Origin of the sequence: Pseudomonas gingeri, assembly GCF_013386115.1 — a bacterium.
GTDB classification, from domain to species: Bacteria; Pseudomonadota; Gammaproteobacteria; order Pseudomonadales; family Pseudomonadaceae; genus Aquipseudomonas; species Aquipseudomonas gingeri.
In genome coordinates, this window is record NZ_JACAOR010000013.1 from 200,059 (window position 1) to 219,417 (window position 19,359).

Genomic DNA, 19,359 nt, shown 5'->3' on the forward strand with positions numbered 1-19,359 from the left:
ACCTGCTCTTACGACCGCTGGCAGCTTATTGCATACCCTTGCCAGCCATTCCCGCTAAAGACGCCCCGTCACGGTTTGATTGCGCAAGGTGGTGAACAAGGGCTCAAGGAACGCCTCGACATACCGCGATCCCACATCGGAGAGATGGTTGTCATCGGAGTACAACGAGCGGCCATCAAGCTCGACCCGGCACCCGGCGATTGCGTCGCACAATTTCGGCGCAGGATCCAGCAACTCCACTTCGGGATCGGCATCAGCCAGTTGCACGAACAGCGCATCGATATAGGCCTGACGCTTGAGATGCTCCGCCAGGGCTATGCCCTCACTGTTGATGGGCAGCCCCACCATCGCCAGGCGACTGAGACGATAAGGCACACTGAAGTCCTGCAGCGGGACTTCCTTGACCAGCCAGACCCGATGACCAGCGCCGCGCAACTGCCGCACCAGGTCCCCCATGCCTTCGGCGAAACGCCGCTCGGCGACGGCCCGGTCGTATTTCCCGGTTGCCGGGTCCATCAGGGCAGGCCCGGTATCACCCGAGCGTTGCCCATAGACGTACAGGCTCCAGCGTCCGACCAGCACCACGTCGCTGTACTTTTCCTCGTCCAGCGCCCGGGCTACACGCTGGTTGAAGCGCGCACAACCCGGGGTGCTTTCGCTCCTGCTGAAAGGCAGGCACCCGGAATAGGCGGCATGGGTAATGTTGACGCCGTGCTTGCGCGCTTCATCTTCCAGGGCCGGAATCAACGCCGCGGCATGGCTATCCCCCCAGACCAGCGCGCGCGCCGCTTGAGGTTGCGGACCGAAGTGGCAGAACGGGCGATCGCGTTTCTTGTCATCCGAGAGGCAGCTCATCAGCTCGGGACTCCAGGTGCGCGCCTGGGCATATTGCAGCGCCTGGGGTGACAGCCGCCAGGGAACACCGGCGGCCCAACCCAGGCTCTTTCCCAACAGGCCCAGGCCGAGGATGGCCACACCCGACACCAAGAGGATCTGCCGGCGACCGGCCAACAAGCGTCGCTCACGAAACGGCACCTCGACAAACCGCCAGGATCCATAACTCAGCACCAGGCTCAAAATGAACAGGCCGGCAAGCCCCCAGGCCCCCAGGCCGTAGACACTGGCGTACTTGCCAAACACCAGCACCGGCCAGTGCCACAGGTACCAGGAGTAGGAAATCAACCCGACGCCTACCAGCAAACGACTGCCCAGCACCTTGCCCACCAGGGTTGCCTGCTGGCCGTTGGCCCAGATCAGGCCAGCCGCGCCCACTACCGGTAACAAGGCCGCAGCCCCGGGAAAGGAGGTGCCCGAATCATAAGCAAACACCGCCAGCAGGATCAGCCCCAGGCTGAACGCGCTGACGGCCTGGGCCTTTATCAGGCTGATACGTTGCCCGACAGGCATGACCGCCAGCACTACGCCTGCCAGCAACTCCCAGGCGCGCATGGGCAAGAGGTAAAAGGCTTTTTGCGGAGAGAGGCCTAGCGTCCACTGACTCATGGCAAAAGACATCAGCAGCAACAGGAACAAGCCCATGCGCCAATACTTCAAGCGACTCGACAGCAACATCAGCAGGAGCGGAAAAATGACGTAGAACTGCTCTTCGATCGATAACGACCAGGTATGCAGCAGCGGCTTGAGATCGGACGCCGTCTCGAAATAGCCATCTTGACGCGCGAACAACAGGTTGGAAGTGAAAATCACCTGGTAGTGAACAGAGCGTCCCAGCTCGTCGTAGTCCTTGGGGGCCAGCAGAAACCACCCGGCCACCAGACTCGCCAGCATCATGACGAACAGTGCCGGCAGGATACGCCGGGCACGCCGGCTCCAGAACTCGACGAGACTGAAACGTCCGTCCTGACGCTCGCGCCAGATGATCGAGGTGATGAGGTAACCGGAGATCACGAAAAACACGTCGACGCCGACGAAACCGCCGGTGAATCCAGGAACATCAAAATGAAACAGCACAACTGCGATGACCGCTACAGCACGCAAGCCGTCGATATCCTTTCGATAGGCGAGAGAGCTCATCAACCGGAGAAACCTGTTCAGATGGAAAATACGGTGACATCCAGCGTAGCCGCGTTTTTCAATCCTGCACTCGCTGATCAAAAACCGCCTTTCTGCCCTGATGTCCATTATGGCCAGCGTGTGGTGAGACGATCAGGCACGGCGATCGTTCCCTGCCAAACGCGCCCGGCAAAAAAAAAGCGCCCCGTCGGGGCGCTTTTTTCTGACCTGAAACGCGGTCTTACTTGCGTTTCATCGACAGGAAGAACTCATCGTTGGTCTTGGTCTGTTTCAGCTTGTCGACCAGGAACTCGATGGCGGCCACTTCATCCATCGGATGCAGCAGCTTGCGCAGGATCCACATGCGCTGCAGTTCGTCGTCGGCAGTCAGCAACTCTTCGCGACGGGTGCCGGAACGGTTGATGTTGATCGCCGGGAAGACGCGCTTTTCAGCGATCTTGCGGTCCAGGGGCAGTTCCATGTTGCCGGTACCCTTGAACTCTTCGTAGATCACTTCGTCCATCTTCGAACCGGTTTCAACCAGCGCGGTGGCGATAATGGTCAGCGAGCCGCCTTCCTCGATGTTCCGCGCGGCACCGAAGAAACGTTTCGGTTTCTCCAGGGCGTGGGCATCGACACCACCGGTCAGGACCTTGCCGGAGCTCGGGATCACGGTGTTGTAGGCACGGGCCAGACGGGTGATGGAGTCGAGCAGGATCACCACGTCCTTCTTGTGTTCGACCAGGCGCTTGGCCTTCTCGATCACCATTTCGGCAACCTGCACGTGGCGGGTCGGCGGCTCGTCGAACGTCGAGGCAACCACTTCGCCGCGCACGGTGCGCTGCATTTCGGTCACTTCTTCCGGACGCTCGTCGATCAGCAGTACGATCAGGTGCACTTCCGGGTTGTTGCGGGTGATGTTCGCCGCGATGTTCTGCAGCATGATCGTCTTGCCCGCTTTCGGCGGTGCCACGATCAGGCCACGCTGGCCCTTGCCGATCGGAGCGCAGAGGTCGATCACGCGACCGGTCAGGTCCTCGGTGGAACCGTTGCCGGCTTCCATCTTCATGCGCACGGTCGGGAACAGCGGGGTCAGGTTCTCGAAGAGAATCTTGTTCTTGGCGTTTTCCGGACGATCGTAGTTGATCGTGTCGACCTTGAGCAGGGCGAAATAACGCTCGCCTTCCTTCGGAGGGCGGATCTTGCCGACGATGGTGTCACCGGTGCGCAAGTTGAAGCGACGGATCTGGCTTGGCGAGACGTAGATGTCGTCCGGGCCGGCCAGGTAGGATGCGTCGGAAGAACGCAGGAAGCCGAAGCCGTCCTGGAGGATCTCCAGCACGCCATCACCGGAGATTTCCTCGCCGCTTTTCGCGTGCTTTTTCAGCAGGGAGAAAATCACATCCTGCTTGCGCGAACGGGCCATATTTTCTATGCCCATCTGTTCGGCCAATTCGAGCAGTTCGGTAATCGGCTTTTGCTTGAGTTCAGTCAGATTCATATAGGAATGACGTAATCATTTATGGAGGGGGGAAATTAAGCTTTTGGCTTAATGAGGCCGCGCCGCAGAGAAGGCGACAGGATCGCGTACTTGTTCGAAAAGGAGAGCGTCGGCGACGGCTTGCAGGGGGCAGTGGAGAAACCAGTGCGGGGCCGAATGTAACACCTGGGTTTCGGAGCGTCTAGCCCCTTTTTACGAAAAAGCCCCGCAATTTGCGGGGCTTTTTGAGGACAGCCGAACGACGCTTAGATGTTGGCGTCGAGGAATGCCTGCAGCTGCGACTTCGACAGGGCGCCGACCTTGGTCGCCTCGACGTTGCCGTTCTTGAACAGCATCAGCGTAGGGATACCACGCACGCCGTGCTTGGCCGGGGTTTCCTGGTTGTCGTCGATGTTCAGCTTGGCGATGGTCAGCTTGCCTTCGTAGGTAGTGGCGATATCGTCCAGGACCGGCGCGATCATCTTGCACGGACCGCACCACTCAGCCCAGTAGTCGACCAGGACAGGGCCTTCAGCCTTCAGGACTTCTGCTTCAAAGCTCGCGTCGGTGACGTGCTTGATAAGATCGCTGCTCATGGATGTCTCCGGAGTTGTGAGCCAAAAAAAACGTTGCTCATCATAGCCGTCCTTCCTACGTACAGGAAGCCGCAGATGATTGAGTCTAACTATGGTGTTCCATGAGTCAGGGTATAGCCCAATCCGACTTCTTCCGCACAAATGCGCGTGCGTGAACAGTACCGCCCCTTGCAGGAGCCCCTGCGCAGCTTCGGTTGGGGCTGATCAACCGGGCGTGACAAAGGCGATCCCGGTGCGCAACGCGGCATTGCGCACATGTTCCTGCATGGCCTTCTGCGCCGGGCCGCAGGCGCGCCGGGCCAGGGCGCGGAGGATCTTGCGGTGCTCCTGCCAGGTTTCCATCGCCCGTTCCGCCCGGATGAACGGTAGCTTCTGGCTTTCCAGGAACAGCTCGGCGCTGGCACTGAGAATGCCGGCCATCGCCTGATTGCCGCTGGCCAGCAGGATCCGCCGGTGGAAATCGAAGTCCAGGCGGGCCGCGGCCTCGAAATCCCCGGCGCGCAATTCGGCGCGCATGGCGTCGACATTGTCCTGCAGGGTGTCCAGCTCGTCCGCCGTCAACGTCACCGCCGCCAGCCCGGCCGCGAACCCTTCGAGGGCATACCGCAGCTGGAAGATGTCCTCGGCCGACGCCTGGGCCGCGAACGGCCAGGCCAACCCGCCGGCCGCCGGCACCTGTTCGACCGTCGCCTGGACAAATACGCCCTTGCCCGGCTGCACGCTGATCACCCCCAGTGCACTCAGGGACGACAGCGCCTCGCGCAGGGAGGCGCGGCTCACCCCCAGCTGCAACGCCAGGTCGCGTTGCGAGGGCAGCGCATCGCCCGGGCCAAAGCCCTCGTCGCTGATCAGTTTACGGATGGCTTGCAGCGCCACTTCGGGTACGGCGCGGGAAATCGAATTCATTGTTTTCAGGCTGATCGGTCCGGTGGAGCGCTAGTTGTAAAGCTATTGCGAGCGGGCGGCAAGTCACGCCCAGCGCTGGTTCGGTCGGCGCGGCCAATGCCCGATAACAGTGCGAAATGCCTGGCAACTGTTCAGACCAGTAAGACCATGAAAAGCGCCTTGAAGCCATGAAGGGCGCGGTTCCAGGCCAGTCTGGCATGGGCTGTGCAATATCGATCGACAGAAATCATCGCCTTTTCAATTCGGAGATCTGCCATGACCAAAGGCTTCAGCGCCCTGCTCACTGCCCTGTTCGCCAGCCTGATGCTGGGCCAGGCGGCCGCCCATGCCAACGGCCTGGATGACGTCGTCGCCCGCGGCACGCTCAAGGTCGCCGTTCCCCAGGACTTCCCGCCATTCGGCTCGGTCGGCCCGGACATGAAGCCACGCGGCCTGGATATCGACACCGCGAAACTGCTGGCCGACCAGCTCAAGGTCAAGCTGGAACTGATCCCCGTCAACAGCACCAACCGTATTCCGTTCCTCACCACTGGCAAGGTCGACCTGGTGATCTCCAGCCTCGGCAAGAACGCCGAGCGCGAGAAGGTCATCGACTTTTCCCGCGCCTATGCCCCCTTCTACCTCGCGGTGTTCGGTCCGCCCGAAGCCTCGATCAACGGCCTGGCTGACCTCAAGGGCAAGACCATCAGTGTCACCCGCGGCGCCATCGAGGATATCGAGCTGACCGCCGTGGCGCCCGAAGGCGTGACCATCAAGCGCTTCGAGGACAACAACACCACCATCGCCGCCTACCTGGCCAAGCAGGTCGACCTGATCGCCAGCGGCAACGTGGTGATGGTGGCCATCGCCGAACGCAACCCGAAACGCATTCCGGCGATGAAAGTGAAGCTCAAGGACTCCCCGGTCTACGTCGGGGTGAACAAGAACGAACCGGCCCTGCTGGAGAAAGTGAACCAGATCCTCGCCGCGGCCAAGGCTGACGGCAGCCTCGAGAAGAACGCCCAACTCTGGCTCAAGCAGCCCCTGCCCGCCGATCTTTGATCCGGTTTTCCCGAGGTCCGCTCCATGGCTTATCAGTTCGACTTCCTGCCGGTGCTGCACAACGCCGACCTGCTGGTGCGCGGCGCCCTGTTCACCCTGGAACTGACGGCCATCGGCACCCTGCTCGGGGTCAGTCTGGGGATCGTCGGGGCGGTGGTCCGGGCCTGGCGGATCCAGCCCTTCGCGGCAATCTTCGGCGTCTACGTCGAACTGATCCGCAACACGCCGTTCCTCGTGCAGTTGTTTTTCATCTTCTTCGGCCTGCCGTCCCTGGGACTGCAGATTTCCGAATGGCAGGCGGCGGTGCTGGCGATGGTGATCAACCTCGGCGCCTATTCCACGGAGATCATCCGCGCCGGCATCCAGGCGATCCCGCGCGGGCAACTGGAAGCCGCGGCCGCCCTGGCGATGAGCCGTTTCGAAGCCTTTCGCCACGTGGTCCTGCTGCCGGCGCTGGGCAAGGTCTGGCCGGCCCTGAGCAGCCAGATCATCATCGTCATGCTCGGCTCGGCGGTCTGTTCGCAGATCGCCACCGAGGAACTGAGCTTCGCCGCCAACTTCATCCAGTCGCGCAACTTCCGCGCCTTTGAAACCTACACCCTGACCACCCTGATCTACCTGTGCATGGCCCTGTTGATCCGCCAGCTGTTGAACTGGCTCGGGCGTCGCTACCTGGCGAGGAGCCGCTGATGGATTTCACCTTCTGGGATATCGTCAACAACCTGCTGGCAGGCCTGCAATGGACCCTGGTGCTGTCGCTGGTGGCCTTTGTCGGCGGCGCCCTGATCGGCCTGCTGATCATGGTCATGCGCATTTGCGACAGGTCCGTGGCCCGCGGCTTTGCCCGCGCCTATATCGAACTGTTCCAGGGCACGCCGCTGCTGATGCAACTGTTCATGGTGTTTTTCGGCGTGGCCCTGCTCGGGGTGGATATCTCGCCCTGGCTGGCGGCGGCAATCGCCCTGACGCTGTTCACCAGCGCCTACCTGGCGGAGATCTGGCGCGGCTGCGTCGAATCGATTCCCCATGGCCAGTGGGAGGCTTCGTCCAGCCTGGCGCTCACTCCCTACGAACAACTGCGCCATGTGATCCTGCCGCAGGCCCTGCGCATTGCCGTGGCGCCGACCGTGGGCTTTTCGGTGCAGGTGGTCAAGGGCACGGCCGTGACCTCGATCATCGGCTTCACCGAACTGACCAAGACCGGCGGCATGCTCGCCAACGCCACCTTCGAACCCTTCATGGTCTACGGCCTGGTAGCCGCCGGCTACTTCCTGCTGTGCTACCCCCTGTCCCTCAGCGCGCGCTACCTGGAAAGGAGACTGCATGCCGCTTCTTAGAATTTCCGCCCTGCATAAATACTACGGCGACCACCATGTGCTCAAAGGCATTGACCTGAGCGTCGAGGAGGGCCAGGTGGTGGCGATCATCGGCCGCAGCGGATCGGGCAAAAGCACCCTGCTGCGCACCCTCAACGGCCTGGAGTCGATCAACGACGGGGTGATCGAGGTCGATGGCGAATACCTCGACGCCGCCCGCGCCGACTTGCGCAGCCTGCGCCAGAAGGTCGGCATGGTGTTCCAGCAGTTCAACCTGTTCCCGCACCTGACGGTGGGCGAAAACGTCATGCTCGCGCCCCAGGTCGTGCAGAAGGTGCCCAAGGCCAAGGCCGCCATCCTGGCGCGCAGGATGCTCGAACGGGTCGGCCTGGGGGAAAAATTCGACGCCTTCCCGGATCGCCTGTCCGGCGGTCAGCAACAGCGCGTGGCCATCGCCCGGGCCCTGGCGATGTCGCCGAAAGTCCTGCTCTGCGACGAGATCACCTCGGCGCTGGACCCGGAACTGGTCAATGAGGTGCTCAGCGTGGTGCGCCAGCTGGCGAAGGAAGGCATGACCCTGATCATGGTCACCCACGAAATGCGCTTTGCCCGGGAAGTCGGCGACAAGCTGGTGTTCATGCACCAGGGCAAGGTGCATGAAATCGGCGATCCGAAGGTGCTGTTCGCCAACCCGCAGACCGCCGAGCTGGCCAACTTCATCGGCACCGTGGAAGCTCAGGCCTGAGCCTTCGCCCGCCCGAACCTCCCTTGCTGCCCCCTGGTTGCGCCACGCTTGTGCGTGGCGCATGCCGCGGCACTCCCCTCCTCCCGTCGCCCGCGTCACTGGAATGTCATATTTCAGTAGGAAAAATCACCTAATATCGTCTCGTTGATAAAAATTTCCAGATACGCCAAGCCCTTTCAAAAGCAGTCCCACTCATCGCCCTGATCTTTCCTGCCTGACCGGGTAAACAGCCCGGTGGTCTACCGAGCCTCAAGCACCATCCGTTGGCGGCGACGGTCGATCGTGGCACGATGGCCGGGTTATCGACCGAGATCCTTCAACCATGCCGCATTCCCAAGCCAAGAATCTTTCCCTGATCGCCGCTATCGACCTGGGCTCGAACAGCTTCCACATGGTCGTGGCCAAGGCCCAGAACGGTGAAATCCGCATTCTGGAGCGGCTCGGCGAAAAGGTTCAGCTGGCCGCCGGTATCGATGAAGAGCGCAGGCTCAGCGAAGAATCGATGCAGCGCGGGCTCGACTGCCTGAAACGTTTTGCCCAACTGATCAACGGCATGCCCCTGGGCGCCGTGCGGATCGTCGGCACCAACGCCTTGCGCGAAGCGCGCAACCGGGCCGAGTTCATCCACCGCGCCGAGGAAATCCTCGGTCATCCGGTGGAAGTCATTTCCGGCCGTGAAGAGGCCCGACTGATCTACCTCGGTGTCTCCCACACCCTCGCCGACACCCCGGGCAAGCGCCTGGTCGCCGATATCGGCGGCGGCAGTACCGAATTCATCATCGGCCAGCGCTTCGAACCGCTGCTGCGCGAAAGCCTGCAGATGGGCTGCGTCAGCTATACCCAGCGGTATTTCCGCGACGGCAAGATCACCCCGGCGCGCTACGCCCAGGCCTACACGGCGGCGCGCCTGGAAATCATGAGCATCGAGCATGCCCTGCATCGCCTGACCTGGGACGAGGCCATCGGCTCATCCGGGACCATCCGCGCCATCGGCCTGGCCCTGAAAGCCGGCGGCCACGGCGGCGGCGAGGTCAATGCCGAAGGCCTGGCCTGGCTCAAGCGCAAACTGTTCAAGCTCGGCGACGCAGAGAAAATCGATTTCGAGGGCATCAAGCCCGACCGTCGGACCATCTTCCCCGCCGGCCTGGCGATTCTCGAGGCGATCTTCGACGCCCTCGACCTGCAACGGATGGATCACTGCGACGGTGCGCTGCGCGAAGGCGTGCTCTACGACCTGCTGGGTCGCCATCACCACGAAGACGTCCGTGAACGCACCCTCACCTCGCTGATGGAGCGTTATCACGTCGACCAGGAGCAGGCGGTGCGGGTCGAGCGCAAGGCGCTCTATGCCTTCGACCAGGTGGCCAAGGACTGGGAGCTGGAAGACGGTGTCTGGCGGGAACTGCTGGGCTGGGCGGCGAAGGTCCATGAAGTCGGCCTGGATATCGCCCACTACCAGTACCACAAGCACGGCGCCTACCTGATCGAGCACTCCGATCTCGCCGGCTTCTCCCGGGAAGACCAGCAGATGCTGGCGTTGCTGGTGCGCGGGCATCGCCGCAACATCCCCAGGGACAAGTTTGCCGAGTTCGGCGATGAAGGCACCAAGCTGATCCGCCTGTGCGTACTGCTGCGCTTCGCGATCCTGTTCCATCACATCCGTGGCACCCAGGAAATGCCGCAAGTCACCTTGCGTGCCGACGGCGATAGCCTGGATGTGGTGTTTCCCAAGGACTGGCTGGAGCAGAACCAGCTGACTCAGGCCGACTTCGCGCTGGAAGCGGAGTGGCTGACCCGAGTCAGTATTACCCTCAACGTACGCTGAGCAGCGGGTTGCTCAGGCGATCGAGCAGGGTCGCCTGGGCGCTGCGGGCGTTCTGGTTGCCGGTCGGCGTGTTGCGGATGTAGCGGCCGTCCGACTGCAGGCTCCAGCTGTGGGTGTTATCGGTGAGATAACTTTCCAGCTCCTTCTTGACCCGCAGGATCAACTTCTTGCCCTCTACCGGGAAGCAGGTCTCGACGCGCTTGTCGAGGTTGCGCTCCATCCAGTCGGCGCTAGACAGGAACATCTGTTCCTCGCCGCCGTTGAGGAAGTAGAACACCCGGGTGTGCTCCAGGAAGCGGCCGATGATCGAGCGCACATGGATATTGTGCGAGACACCGGCAATGCCCGGACGCAGGCAGCACATGCCGCGCACCACCAGGTCGATCCGCACGCCGCACTGGCTGGCCTTGTACAACGCGCGGATGATCTTCGGATCGGTCAGCGAGTTGAACTTGGCGATGATGTGCGCCGGCTTGCCGTCGACGGCGAACTGGGTTTCCCGGGCAATCATGTCGAGCATGCCCTTCTTCAGGGTGAACGGGGCATGCAGCAGTTTCTTCATGCGCAGGGTCTTGCCCATGCCGATCAGCTGGCTGAACAGCTTGCCGACGTCCTCGCACAGCGCGTCGTCGGAAGTCAGCAGGCTGTAGTCGGTGTACAGGCGGGCGTTGCCGGCGTGGTAGTTACCGGTGCCCAGGTGCGCGTAGCGGACGATCTCGCCGGCTTCGCGACGCAGGATCAGCATCATCTTGGCGTGGGTCTTGAAGCCGACCACACCGTAGATCACCACCGCACCGGCCGCTTGCAGGCGGCTGGCCAGTTGCAGGTTGGACTCTTCGTCGAAGCGCGCGCGCAATTCGATCACCGCGGTGACTTCCTTGCCGTTACGCGCGGCATCCACCAGCGCGTCGACGATTTCCGAGTTGGCGCCGCTGCGGTACAGGGTCTGGCGCACAGCCAGGACGTGCGGGTCCTTGGCGGCCTGGCGAAGCAGGTCGACCACCGGGGTAAAGGACTCGAACGGGTGCAGCAGCAGGATGTCCTGCTTGCTGATCACGCTGAAGATGTTCTCGCTGTTCTGCAGCAGCTTGGGGATCTGCGGGGTGAACGGCGTGTATTGCAGCTCCGGATGACTGTCCAGGCCGGTGATGCTGAACAGCCGGGTCAGGTTCACCGGGCCGTTGACCTGGTACAGCTCGGTCTCGGACAGGTTGAATTGCTTGAGCAGGTAGTCCGACAGGTGTTTCGGGCAGGTGTCGGCGACTTCCAGGCGCACCGCATCGCCGTAGCGACGGGAGAACAGCTCGCCGCGCAGGGCGCGGGCCAGGTCTTCGACATCCTCGGAGTCCAGCGCCAGGTCGGCGTTGCGGGTCAGGCGGAACTGGTAGCAGCCCTTGACCTTCATGCCCTGGAACAGGTCGTCGGCGTGGGCGTGGATCATCGACGAGAGGAATACATAATTATCGCCAGGGCCCCCGACCTCTTCGGGTACCTTGATGATCCTCGGCAGCAGGCGCGGCGCGGGGATGATCGCCAGGCCGGAATCGCGACCGAAGGCGTCGATGCCCTCGAGTTCGACGATAAAGTTCAGGCTCTTGTTCACCAGCAACGGGAACGGGTGCGTCGGGTCGAGGCCGATGGGCGTGATGATTGGCGCGATCTCGTCGCGGAAATAGCGGCGGACCCAGGTCTTGAGCTTGGTGGTCCAGTAGCGGCGACGGATAAAGCGCACCTGGTGCTTTTCCAGCTCCGGCAACAGGATGTCGTTGAGGATCGCGTACTGGCGGTCGACCTGGCCGTGGACCAGCTCGCTGATGCGCGCCAGGGCCTGGTGCGGCTGCAGGCCGTCGGCGCCGGCCTGTTCGCGGGCGAAGGTGATCTGTTTCTTCAGCCCGGCGACGCGAATCTCGAAGAACTCATCCAGGTTGCTGGAGAAGATCAGCAGGAACTTGAGCCGTTCCAGCAGCGGGTAGGACTCGTCCAGCGCCTGTTCCAGCACGCGGATGTTGAACTGCAGCTGCGACAGCTCGCGGTGGATGTACAGGCTGCTGTCATCCAGGCTGGGAATCGCCACCGCCGACGGCACCGCCACATGCGGCGCCTCGGCAACCACCGGCGCGGGTTCCAGCTCCGGCGGGGTTTCGACGATCTGCTCGACCACCGGTTGAGCGTCTTTTACTTCAACTTCGCTGAGTCCTTCGGTATTCATCGAGTGTTCCTGTGAGGGCTATTTTTGCTCTCGTAGCAATTGAGCGGCGCGAACGGCAAAGTAAGTCAGGATGCCATCAGCGCCGGCACGTTTAAAAGCGGTCAGGGATTCGAGAATAACCCCTTCACTCAACCAACCATTCTGGATCGCCGCCATGTGCATGGCGTATTCACCGCTGACCTGATAGACAAAGGTCGGCACCTTGAATTCATCTTTGACCCGGTAAAGGATATCCAGGTACGGCATGCCCGGCTTGACCATGACCATATCGGCGCCTTCGGCCAGGTCGGCGGCCACTTCATGCAGGGCTTCGTTGCCGTTGGCCGGGTCCATCTGGTACGAGGCCTTGTTCGCCTTGCCCAGGTTCAGCGCCGAACCCACCGCATCGCGGAACGGGCCATAGTAGGCGCTGGCGTATTTTGCCGAGTAGGCCATGATCCGCACGTTGACGTGGCCGGCCAGCTCCAGGGCTTCGCGAATCGCCTGGACGCGGCCATCCATCATGTCGGACGGCGCGACCACCTGGGCCCCAGCCTCGGCATGGGACAAGGCCTGCCTGACCAGCGCGTCGACGGTAATATCGTTCTGGACGTAGCCTTCCTCATCGAGGATGCCGTCCTGGCCGTGGGTGGTGAACGGGTCCAGGGCCACGTCGGTAATCACCCCCAGCTCCGGGAACCGCGCACGCAGGGCGCGGGTGGCGCGCTGGGCAATGCCCTGCGGGTTCCAGGCCTCGGCGGCATCCAGCGACTTCAACCCAGCCGGCGTGACCGGGAACAGTGCCAGCGCGGGAATCCCCAGCTCGACCCACTTCGCCGCTTCTTCCAGCAACAGATCGATGGTCAGGCGCTCGACGCCCGGCATCGAAGCTACGGCTTCGCGATGGTTTTCACCGTCCAGCACGAACACAGGCAGAATCAGATCGTCGACAGTCAGAACATTCTCACGCACCAGGCGCCGAGAAAAATCATCACGACGATTGCGTCGCAGGCGGGTGGCGGGAAACAGGCGATGGGCGGGGGTAAAGCTCACGGCAGACTCCTGAGCCCGCGCAGGCGGGCGAGCATGGCAGTTATAAGCGGCCATTATGACGAAGGAATGACAGTTGTGCTTACTCCTGCGACCGAGCGCCGCACGCGCCGTTCTTGTAGGAAATGTTAACGTCGAGACACATTTGGACACTTTCCTCTCTGTCCTCGAAGGGTTAGGCTGCGCGTTCATTTCGCCAGCATCCAGACAATGCTCCAACAATTTCTGCAGGATTTCGGCTATTTCGCCCTGTTTCTCGGCACGTTTTTCGAAGGCGAGACCATTCTGGTTCTCGCGGGCTTCCTCGCGTTCCGCGGATACATGGACATCAACCTGGTGGTTATCGTGGCTTTCTTCGGCAGCTATGCCGGCGACCAGCTGTGGTATTTCCTGGGGCGCCGGCATGGGCGCAAGTTGCTGGCGCGCAAGCCGCGCTGGCAGATGATGGGCGACCGGGCACTGGAGCATATCCGTCGTCATCCGGATATCTGGGTGCTGAGCTTCCGTTTCGTCTACGGCCTGCGCACGGTGATGCCGGTGGCGATCGGCCTGTCGGGTTATCCACCGGGACGCTACCTGCTGCTCAATGGCATCGGCGCGGCGATCTGGGCCGCGGCCCTGGCCGCCGCCGCCTATCACTTCGGCGCGATCCTCGAAGGTCTGCTGGGCAGCGTGAAGAAATACGAGCTGTGGGTCCTCGGCGGCCTGCTGGTGGTCGGCCTGATCCTCTGGAGCTGGCGCCGCATCAAGAGCGCGCGCCTCGCCCGCAAGGCCGAGGCCGAAGCCTCCCTGGCCGGACCTAAGACCCCGCCAGGCGAATGAGCCGGCTACGGCTCCAGTAAAGCCCGATCACGCTCAGCAGGCTGTAGCTGAGCAGGCCGATCCAGCCCAGCGGGCTGGCCGGCCACAACCCCACCAGCGGTGCCAGCCAGACCAGCGGCACATTCAACAGCAGCCGCGTCACTTCCAGCTTCAACGCCCACGGCCGGTTCTCCAGCGCCGCCCCCAGCACGAACAGCCCCAGCAGCATGGCCCCCCAGCCCAGGACCAGGGCGATTGGCGACAGGCTGGCGGCGAAGTTCATCAGGTAGCTGCCCAGCGCCACGTACACCACGAACTGCAAGGCGATATAGACCTGCTGGCGCGGCTCCAGCGGCACCTCGAACTTGCGGAACTTCGCCAGGTCGTGCTTTGCCAGCGGGTACTTCGCCGCCACATCCGCCGGGCGCCAACCGGTGCGCATGAACCAGATCCGCAGCTTGTCGCGGTAGCTTCCGGCATGCCGGGCGTCGGCCGCCAGTTGTGCATAGAACTGCAGGTTGGCCCACAACGGATTCCAGCTGGCCAGCGGCGTGGTCACGCCGAACACCACCGGCTCGGCGTCGTCCTCCTCCTGGAAGGTGCCGAACAGGCGGTCCCAGAGAATGAACACGCCGCCGTAGTTGCGATCCATATAGAGAGGGTTCTGTGCGTGGTGCGCGCGGTGATTGGAGGGCGTGACGAAAAACCATTCGTACCAGCCGAGCTTGGGGATGTGCCGGGTATGCACCCAGAACTGATACAGCAGGTTCAACGCCGCCACTGTCACGAAGACCGTCAACGGCACACCGAGGACGGCCAGCGGCAGGTAGAAGATCCAGCTCAGCAGAAAGCCGGTGCTGGTCTGGCGCAAGGCCGTGGACAGGTTGTAGTCCTCGCTCTGGTGATGCACCGAGTGCGCGGCCCAGAGGATATTGCGCTCATGACCCATGCGATGCAGCCAGTAGTAGCAGAAGTCATAGACCACGAAGGCCATGACCCAGACCCAGGGGTTGTCGGCCGCGAGGTCGAACAACGCCAGGTGCTCCAGGGCGACGGCGTAGGTCACCAGGCCGACGCCCTTGGTCAGCAGGCCGGTGGTGGTCGAGAGCACACCGGTGCTGAGGCTGTTGATCGCGTCGGCCACGCGATAATTGCGGGTGCCGCGCCAATAGTCGGCCAGCAGTTCGACAACGATCAGCACGACGAAAAACGGAACCGCAAGGGCAATAAGGTCCATGGCGCCACCCGAAAGGAACGATGGGTCCAAGATTAGGTGTAGTCGGGAAAAATTCCGCTGACAATGAATGCCAGATTGGTAGACATTTAACGCCAGGCATCGGGAGATCGAACATGACCAAGAAAATCGCGGTAATCCTTTCCGGCTGCGGCGTGTACGACGGCGCCGAGATCCAGGAAAGCGTGCTCACGCTGTTGCGCCTGGACCAGCGCGGCGCGAAGGTGCAGTGCTTTGCGCCGAATATTGCCCAGTTGCATGTGATCAACCACCTGACCGGCGAAGAAATGCCCGAGTCGCGCAATGTCCTGGTGGAGTCGGCACGCATCGCCCGGGGCGAGGTCAAGGACCTGCGCGAAGCCGACGTCCGGGAATTCGACGCGCTGATCGTACCCGGCGGCTTCGGCGCGGCGAAGAACCTCTCCAACTTTGCCCTGGAAGGGGCCAATTGCAGCGTACAGGCCGAAGTCCTGGCTTTGGCCGAAGCCTTTGCCGAAGCCGGCAAGCCGGTGGGGCTGATCTGCATCACCCCGGCCCTGGCAGCGAAGATCTACGGTCCGGGTGTGACCTGCACCATCGGCAACGACGCCGATACCGCCGCCGCGCTGGACAAGATGGGCGCCACCCACAAGGAATGCGCGGTGGGCGATATAGTCGAGGACAAGGCACGCAAGCTGGTGACGACCCCGGCCTATATGCTCGCGCAGTCCATCGGCGAGGCGGCGTCCGGGATCAACAAGCTGGTGGATCGGGTGCTGGAACTGACCCAGCAGGCCTGATCGCTCCCCTATGGATCAAGCTCGGGAAGCGCGGGAAAGCCGGGTGAGGATGCGGTCGAAGGCATTGGCGAAAGCCTGCTTCTCCCGCTCGCCGTAGGGCGGCTGACCGCCGCCCATCTGCCCCTGCTCGCGCAGGTCGGTGAACAGGTTGCGCACCGCGAGCCGCTCGCCCATGTTGTTCGGGTCGAACTCCTTGCCCCGCGGATCGAGTGCCGCCACGCCCTTTTTCACCAGGCGGTCGGCCAGCGGCACGTCGCTGCAGATCACCAGTTCCCCCGGCACCGCATGCTCCACCAGGTAATCATCGGCGGCGTCCGGTCCGCTGGGCACGACGATCAACCTGACGCAGGCGAAGGCCGGCTTGACCTGCGGCTGGCCCGCCACCAGCACCACGTCGAAGTGGCGCTTGAGGGCGAACTTCACCACCAGGTCCCTGGCCGCCTTGGGACAGGCATCGGCATCGATCCACACGCGCATGCTCAGGAAGCCTGCAACCGACGCTTCTCGGCCAGCTTGCTGCGGCTGTAGAGCACGATGATCGCCAGCAAGGCGACAGCCTGGGCGCCCAGCGAGTAGGCGTCGGCATGGATCCCCAGCCAGTCGAAGTCGAAGAACGCAACCGGCCGCGTGCCGAAGATCCCGGCTTCCTGCAACGCCTTGACGCCATGGCCGGCAAACACCACCGACAGCGCGCACAGCAACCCGGCATTGATACCGAAGAACAGTGCCAGCGGCAGTTTCGCCGAACCACGCAGGATCACCCAGGCCAGGCCGATCAGCAGCACCAGCGCCGTCGCACCGCCCGCCAGCACCGCGTTGTGCCCGGCAGGACCGGCCTGCAGCCAGAGGGTTTCATAGAACAGGATCACTTCGAACAGCTCGCGATACACCGAGAAGAACGCCAGGATCGCGAAACCGAAACGGCCGCCACCGCTGACCAGGCTGCTCTTGATGTAGTCCTGCCAGGCCGCGGCATGACGGCGATCGTGCATCCACACGCCGAGCCAGAGCACCATCACGCTGGCGAACAGCGCCGTGCAACCTTCCAGCAACTCGCGCTGGGCGCCGCTGACATCGATCACATAGGCCGCCAGCGCCCAGGTCCCGAGCCCCGCCAGCAAGGCCAGGCCCCAGCCGATATTGACGCTGCGCACGGCCGATTGCTGGCCGGTGTTGCGCAGGAAGGCGAGGATCGCCGCCAGCACCAGGATCGCTTCCAGGCCCTCGCGCAGCAGGATCAGCAGGCCCGAGATAAAGCTCAGGGACTGGCTCAGGCCGTCGTTGCCGAGCAAACCGGCGGATTCCTTGAGCTTGTCCTTGGCGAACGCCAGGCGCTGCTCGGCCTGCTCGACCGGCAGGCCGTCCTGCAGGGATTGCCGATAGGCCATCAGGGACTTCTCGGTGTCCTTGCGCACGGTGGCGTCGACGTTGTCCAGGGAGCTTTCGACCAGTTCGAAGCCTTCCAGGTAGGCGGCCACGGACAGGTCGTAGGCCTGCTCATGGTCGCCGGCACGGTAGGCCGCCAGGCTCTTGTCCAGGGTCGCGCTGGTGTAGTCGAGCAACTGCGCCGGGCCGCGCTTGACCTGCGGCGGCTGGGCACGCTGGGCGCGGAACAGCGCGGCGGCCTCGTTGCCTTCGGCGGCCTGCACTTCGGCAGGGGTCTGGCGGGCCAGGTCGGCCAGGTTGTAGGCCTTGTCGCTCTTCGCCACCGGCGCGGCGCTGAAGCCGGCGATATAGGTAGCCAGGTCCCAGCGCTGACGTTCATCGAGCTGGTCGGCGAACGACGGCATGTCCGTGCCTTCGACACCCAGGGTCAGGGTGTTGTAGATGCCATACAGGCTCAGCCGATCCAGGCGCGCGGCATCCCGCAGGTTGGCCGGTGGCGGTGTCAGGCCAACACCCGCCGGACCGTCGCCGGCGCCCGTGTCGCCATGGCAGACCGAACACTGCTGGGCGTAGAGCGGTGCACCACGGCTCGGGTCCGGGGTGATGGCCGGAGCCTGGCTGACCTCATAGGTCACCGCCAGTCGTGCCCCCAGTTGCCGGGCCTGGCGCGCGACCAGCGTGCCGTCCTGGCGCTGGCTGATGGCCGTGCGCAGATCGACCACGCCCTGCTCCAGCTCCGCCCGCTCGGCACGGACCGGCAGCGCGACCACCAGTTTCTGCAGGGCCGTCAGGAACTCCAGCTGTTCGTGGTATTCGGTTTCGTCGATGACCTTGCCATCCGCCACCGTGGCCGGATAGTCCGCGCCGATGTAATCGATCAGGTGCAGGGCCTGGGGGGCGCCTTCCACCGTGTTCGCCAGCAGGCTGGAGCTGCATAGGGCGAACATCGGCAGCATCAGCCAGGCCAGGAAACGCGTGGGAACAATCATTGAAACAACCTAAATGGAAATGCGAAGTAACACATTGTTCCCTCTCACTGCGCTTCACTCAAGCGCCGTGCATCCCGAAGGTGCAAATAGTGCTCTTCAATGGCCGACCGCCAGTCCCCGGTAATGCTCGCTCATGTGGTCGACAAACGCCCGCACCTGGGGCGCCAGGTGCCGCCCATGGGGATAGAGTGCGTAATAGTGTCGCTGCCCCAGGCTGTAGTTCGGCAGCAGCCGGACCAACTGGCCGCTCAGCAACGCCTCATGCACGGTCACCCGGGTGAACGCGGCGATGCCGACGCCGGCCAGGGCCGCCGCGTGCAGCGCGCTGATCGAGTCCGCCTTGAATTGACCCTGGGGGCGTATCCGCACGGGCGCGCCCCGGGGCGGTGCCAGCTCCCAGTCCGCACCACCGCTGAAGGCCAGCAAGCGATGCCCCGCCAGTTCCTCGGCACGACGCGGCAAGCCGTGGCGGGCGACATAGGCCGGCGAGGCCACCAGCACCAGTTCCGAGACGATCAGCAGCCGCGCCACCAGCGACGAATCGGCCAACGGCGTACTGATCCGCAAGGCCACGTCCATGCCCTCGGCCACCAGGTCGATGAAACGATCGTCGCAGGACAGGTCGACCTGGATCTCGGGGTAGCGCTGCTGGAAGGCCGGCAACCAGCTCGCCAGCTCCAGCGTGCCGATCACCACCGGCGCGCTGATGCGCAACGGGCCGGCAGGCCGCTCGGAGGCCAGCGCCTGCCCGGCGGCATCGACACGGTCGAGGATATCGACGCAGGCAGCGTAGTACTGTTCGCCGGCAGGCGTCAGGCTGAAGCGGCGGGTGTTGCGGTTGATCAAGCGCGCGCTCAACGCCTGTTCGAGCTGCTGCAGTTGCCGGGAAATCGTCGAATGCGTGGTGTCCAGGCGCTCGGCAGCGGCGCTGAAACCCGCGGATTCAACGATGCAGCGAAAAGCTCGCATGGCCAGCAATTGATTCATGACCGGGTTCATCCCGCCAGTGA

17 protein-coding genes are annotated in these 19,359 nt (G+C 63.2%); 7 read left to right on the forward strand and 10 right to left on the reverse strand.

The genetic code is table 11. The features are described from left to right. Positions 1-54: 54 nt before the first annotated feature. From HX881_RS25015 to HX881_RS25030, 4 genes are all read right to left on the reverse strand, one after another. Positions 55-2,034: an acyltransferase family protein gene (locus HX881_RS25015; RefSeq protein WP_177087171.1), complete on the reverse strand. Its 1,980-nt coding sequence runs from the start codon at positions 2,032-2,034 to the stop codon at positions 55-57. Between the two features lie 220 nt (positions 2,035-2,254). Beyond that, entirely contained in the window at positions 2,255-3,514 is a 1,260-nt protein-coding gene (gene rho, locus HX881_RS25020) for a transcription termination factor Rho (RefSeq protein WP_017125454.1), read from the reverse strand. A gap of 245 nt (positions 3,515-3,759) precedes the next feature. Beyond that, a complete protein-coding gene (trxA, locus tag HX881_RS25025) occupies positions 3,760-4,089 on the reverse strand; it encodes a thioredoxin TrxA (RefSeq protein WP_017125456.1) in 330 nt (109 codons plus the stop codon). A 204-nt stretch (positions 4,090-4,293) separates the two neighbouring features. Continuing rightward, positions 4,294-4,995, reverse strand: a complete 702-nt coding sequence (locus tag HX881_RS25030; protein ID WP_177087172.1) for a FadR/GntR family transcriptional regulator — start codon at positions 4,993-4,995, stop codon at positions 4,294-4,296. Between the two features lie 255 nt (positions 4,996-5,250). On the opposite strand from HX881_RS25030, the gene HX881_RS25035 reads away from it, so the two are divergent. From HX881_RS25035 to ppx, 5 genes are all read left to right on the forward strand, one after another. Continuing rightward, positions 5,251-6,036, forward strand: a complete 786-nt coding sequence (locus HX881_RS25035) for a transporter substrate-binding domain-containing protein (protein WP_017125458.1) — start codon at positions 5,251-5,253, stop codon at positions 6,034-6,036. A 24-nt stretch (positions 6,037-6,060) separates the two neighbouring features. After that, on the forward strand, positions 6,061-6,726 hold the full coding sequence (locus HX881_RS25040) for an amino acid ABC transporter permease (protein WP_017125459.1): 666 nt from the start codon (positions 6,061-6,063) through the stop codon (positions 6,724-6,726). Further along, complete coding sequence (locus tag HX881_RS25045) at positions 6,723-7,373, forward strand: amino acid ABC transporter permease (protein WP_177087455.1); 651 nt, start codon at positions 6,723-6,725, stop codon at positions 7,371-7,373. Before HX881_RS25040 ends, HX881_RS25045 begins: the two co-directional genes overlap by 4 nt. Next, complete coding sequence (locus HX881_RS25050; RefSeq protein WP_177087174.1) at positions 7,360-8,097, forward strand: amino acid ABC transporter ATP-binding protein; 738 nt, start codon at positions 7,360-7,362, stop codon at positions 8,095-8,097. The genes HX881_RS25045 and HX881_RS25050 overlap by 14 nt, the downstream gene beginning before the upstream one ends. Positions 8,098-8,419: 322 nt before the next feature. Continuing rightward, positions 8,420-9,922, forward strand: coding sequence for an exopolyphosphatase (gene ppx, locus HX881_RS25055; RefSeq protein ID WP_017125461.1), 1,503 nt, complete (start codon positions 8,420-8,422; stop codon positions 9,920-9,922). Here ppx and ppk1 read toward each other — a convergent pair. After that, positions 9,909-12,131 carry a polyphosphate kinase 1 gene (gene ppk1, locus HX881_RS25060; RefSeq protein WP_017125462.1) on the reverse strand — a complete coding sequence of 741 codons (2,223 nt, stop codon included), beginning with the start codon at positions 12,129-12,131 and terminating at the stop codon, positions 9,909-9,911. The two genes, ppx and ppk1, sit on opposite strands and share 14 nt — an antisense overlap. 18 nt (positions 12,132-12,149) lie before the next feature. Next, complete coding sequence (hemB, locus tag HX881_RS25065) at positions 12,150-13,163, reverse strand: porphobilinogen synthase (protein ID WP_177087176.1); 1,014 nt, start codon at positions 13,161-13,163, stop codon at positions 12,150-12,152. Positions 13,164-13,370: 207 nt separating this feature from the next. On the opposite strand from hemB, the gene HX881_RS25070 reads away from it, so the two are divergent. Continuing rightward, positions 13,371-13,982, forward strand: a complete 612-nt coding sequence (locus HX881_RS25070; protein ID WP_017125464.1) for a DedA family protein — start codon at positions 13,371-13,373, stop codon at positions 13,980-13,982. Here the strand turns inward: HX881_RS25070 and HX881_RS25075 are convergent. Then, a complete protein-coding gene (locus tag HX881_RS25075; protein WP_177087178.1) occupies positions 13,960-15,198 on the reverse strand; it encodes a sterol desaturase family protein in 1,239 nt (412 codons plus the stop codon). The two genes, HX881_RS25070 and HX881_RS25075, sit on opposite strands and share 23 nt — an antisense overlap. Before the next feature lie 113 nt (positions 15,199-15,311). Here HX881_RS25075 and elbB point away from each other — a divergent pair, with 113 nt between their 5' ends. Then, positions 15,312-15,974 carry an isoprenoid biosynthesis glyoxalase ElbB gene (elbB, locus tag HX881_RS25080; protein WP_017125466.1) on the forward strand — a complete coding sequence of 221 codons (663 nt, stop codon included), beginning with the start codon at positions 15,312-15,314 and terminating at the stop codon, positions 15,972-15,974. Between the two features lie 15 nt (positions 15,975-15,989). Here the strand turns inward: elbB and HX881_RS25085 are convergent, their stop codons facing one another. The 3 genes from HX881_RS25085 to HX881_RS25095 all read right to left on the reverse strand — a co-directional run bounded on the left by HX881_RS25085 (position 15,990) and on the right by HX881_RS25095 (position 19,336). Next, positions 15,990-16,451, reverse strand: a complete 462-nt coding sequence (locus HX881_RS25085) for a YaiI/YqxD family protein (protein ID WP_103033054.1) — start codon at positions 16,449-16,451, stop codon at positions 15,990-15,992. Positions 16,452-16,453: 2 nt separating this feature from the next. Continuing rightward, entirely contained in the window at positions 16,454-18,349 is a 1,896-nt protein-coding gene (locus HX881_RS25090; RefSeq protein WP_177087180.1) for an FTR1 family protein, read from the reverse strand. 96 nt (positions 18,350-18,445) lie between these two features. Beyond that, complete coding sequence (locus tag HX881_RS25095) at positions 18,446-19,336, reverse strand: LysR family transcriptional regulator (protein WP_017125468.1); 891 nt, start codon at positions 19,334-19,336, stop codon at positions 18,446-18,448. Positions 19,337-19,359 lie beyond the last annotated feature (23 nt).

Bases quoted from the DNA above. Each gene is read 5' to 3' on its own strand.
- HX881_RS25035 (WP_017125458.1), top strand. From the start codon at position 5,251: ATGACCAAAGGCTTCAGCGCCCTGCTCACTGCCCTGTTCGCCAGCCTG.
- HX881_RS25075 (WP_177087178.1), bottom strand. From the start codon at position 15,198: ATGGACCTTATTGCCCTTGCGGTTCCGTTTTTCGTCGTGCTGATCGTT.
- HX881_RS25070 (WP_017125464.1), top strand. From the start codon at position 13,371: ATGCTCCAACAATTTCTGCAGGATTTCGGCTATTTCGCCCTGTTTCTC.
- HX881_RS25030 (WP_177087172.1), bottom strand. From the start codon at position 4,995: ATGAATTCGATTTCCCGCGCCGTACCCGAAGTGGCGCTGCAAGCCATC.
- HX881_RS25095 (WP_017125468.1), bottom strand. From the start codon at position 19,336: ATGAATCAATTGCTGGCCATGCGAGCTTTTCGCTGCATCGTTGAATCC.
- ppk1 (WP_017125462.1), bottom strand. From the start codon at position 12,131: ATGAATACCGAAGGACTCAGCGAAGTTGAAGTAAAAGACGCTCAACCG.
- rho (WP_017125454.1), bottom strand. From the start codon at position 3,514: ATGAATCTGACTGAACTCAAGCAAAAGCCGATTACCGAACTGCTCGAA.
- HX881_RS25085 (WP_103033054.1), bottom strand. From the start codon at position 16,451: ATGCGCGTGTGGATCGATGCCGATGCCTGTCCCAAGGCGGCCAGGGAC.
- elbB (WP_017125466.1), top strand. From the start codon at position 15,312: ATGACCAAGAAAATCGCGGTAATCCTTTCCGGCTGCGGCGTGTACGAC.
- ppx (WP_017125461.1), top strand. From the start codon at position 8,420: ATGCCGCATTCCCAAGCCAAGAATCTTTCCCTGATCGCCGCTATCGAC.
- HX881_RS25015 (WP_177087171.1), bottom strand. From the start codon at position 2,034: ATGAGCTCTCTCGCCTATCGAAAGGATATCGACGGCTTGCGTGCTGTA.
- trxA (WP_017125456.1), bottom strand. From the start codon at position 4,089: ATGAGCAGCGATCTTATCAAGCACGTCACCGACGCGAGCTTTGAAGCA.
- HX881_RS25050 (WP_177087174.1), top strand. From the start codon at position 7,360: ATGCCGCTTCTTAGAATTTCCGCCCTGCATAAATACTACGGCGACCAC.
- HX881_RS25090 (WP_177087180.1), bottom strand. From the start codon at position 18,349: ATGATTGTTCCCACGCGTTTCCTGGCCTGGCTGATGCTGCCGATGTTC.
- HX881_RS25040 (WP_017125459.1), top strand. From the start codon at position 6,061: ATGGCTTATCAGTTCGACTTCCTGCCGGTGCTGCACAACGCCGACCTG.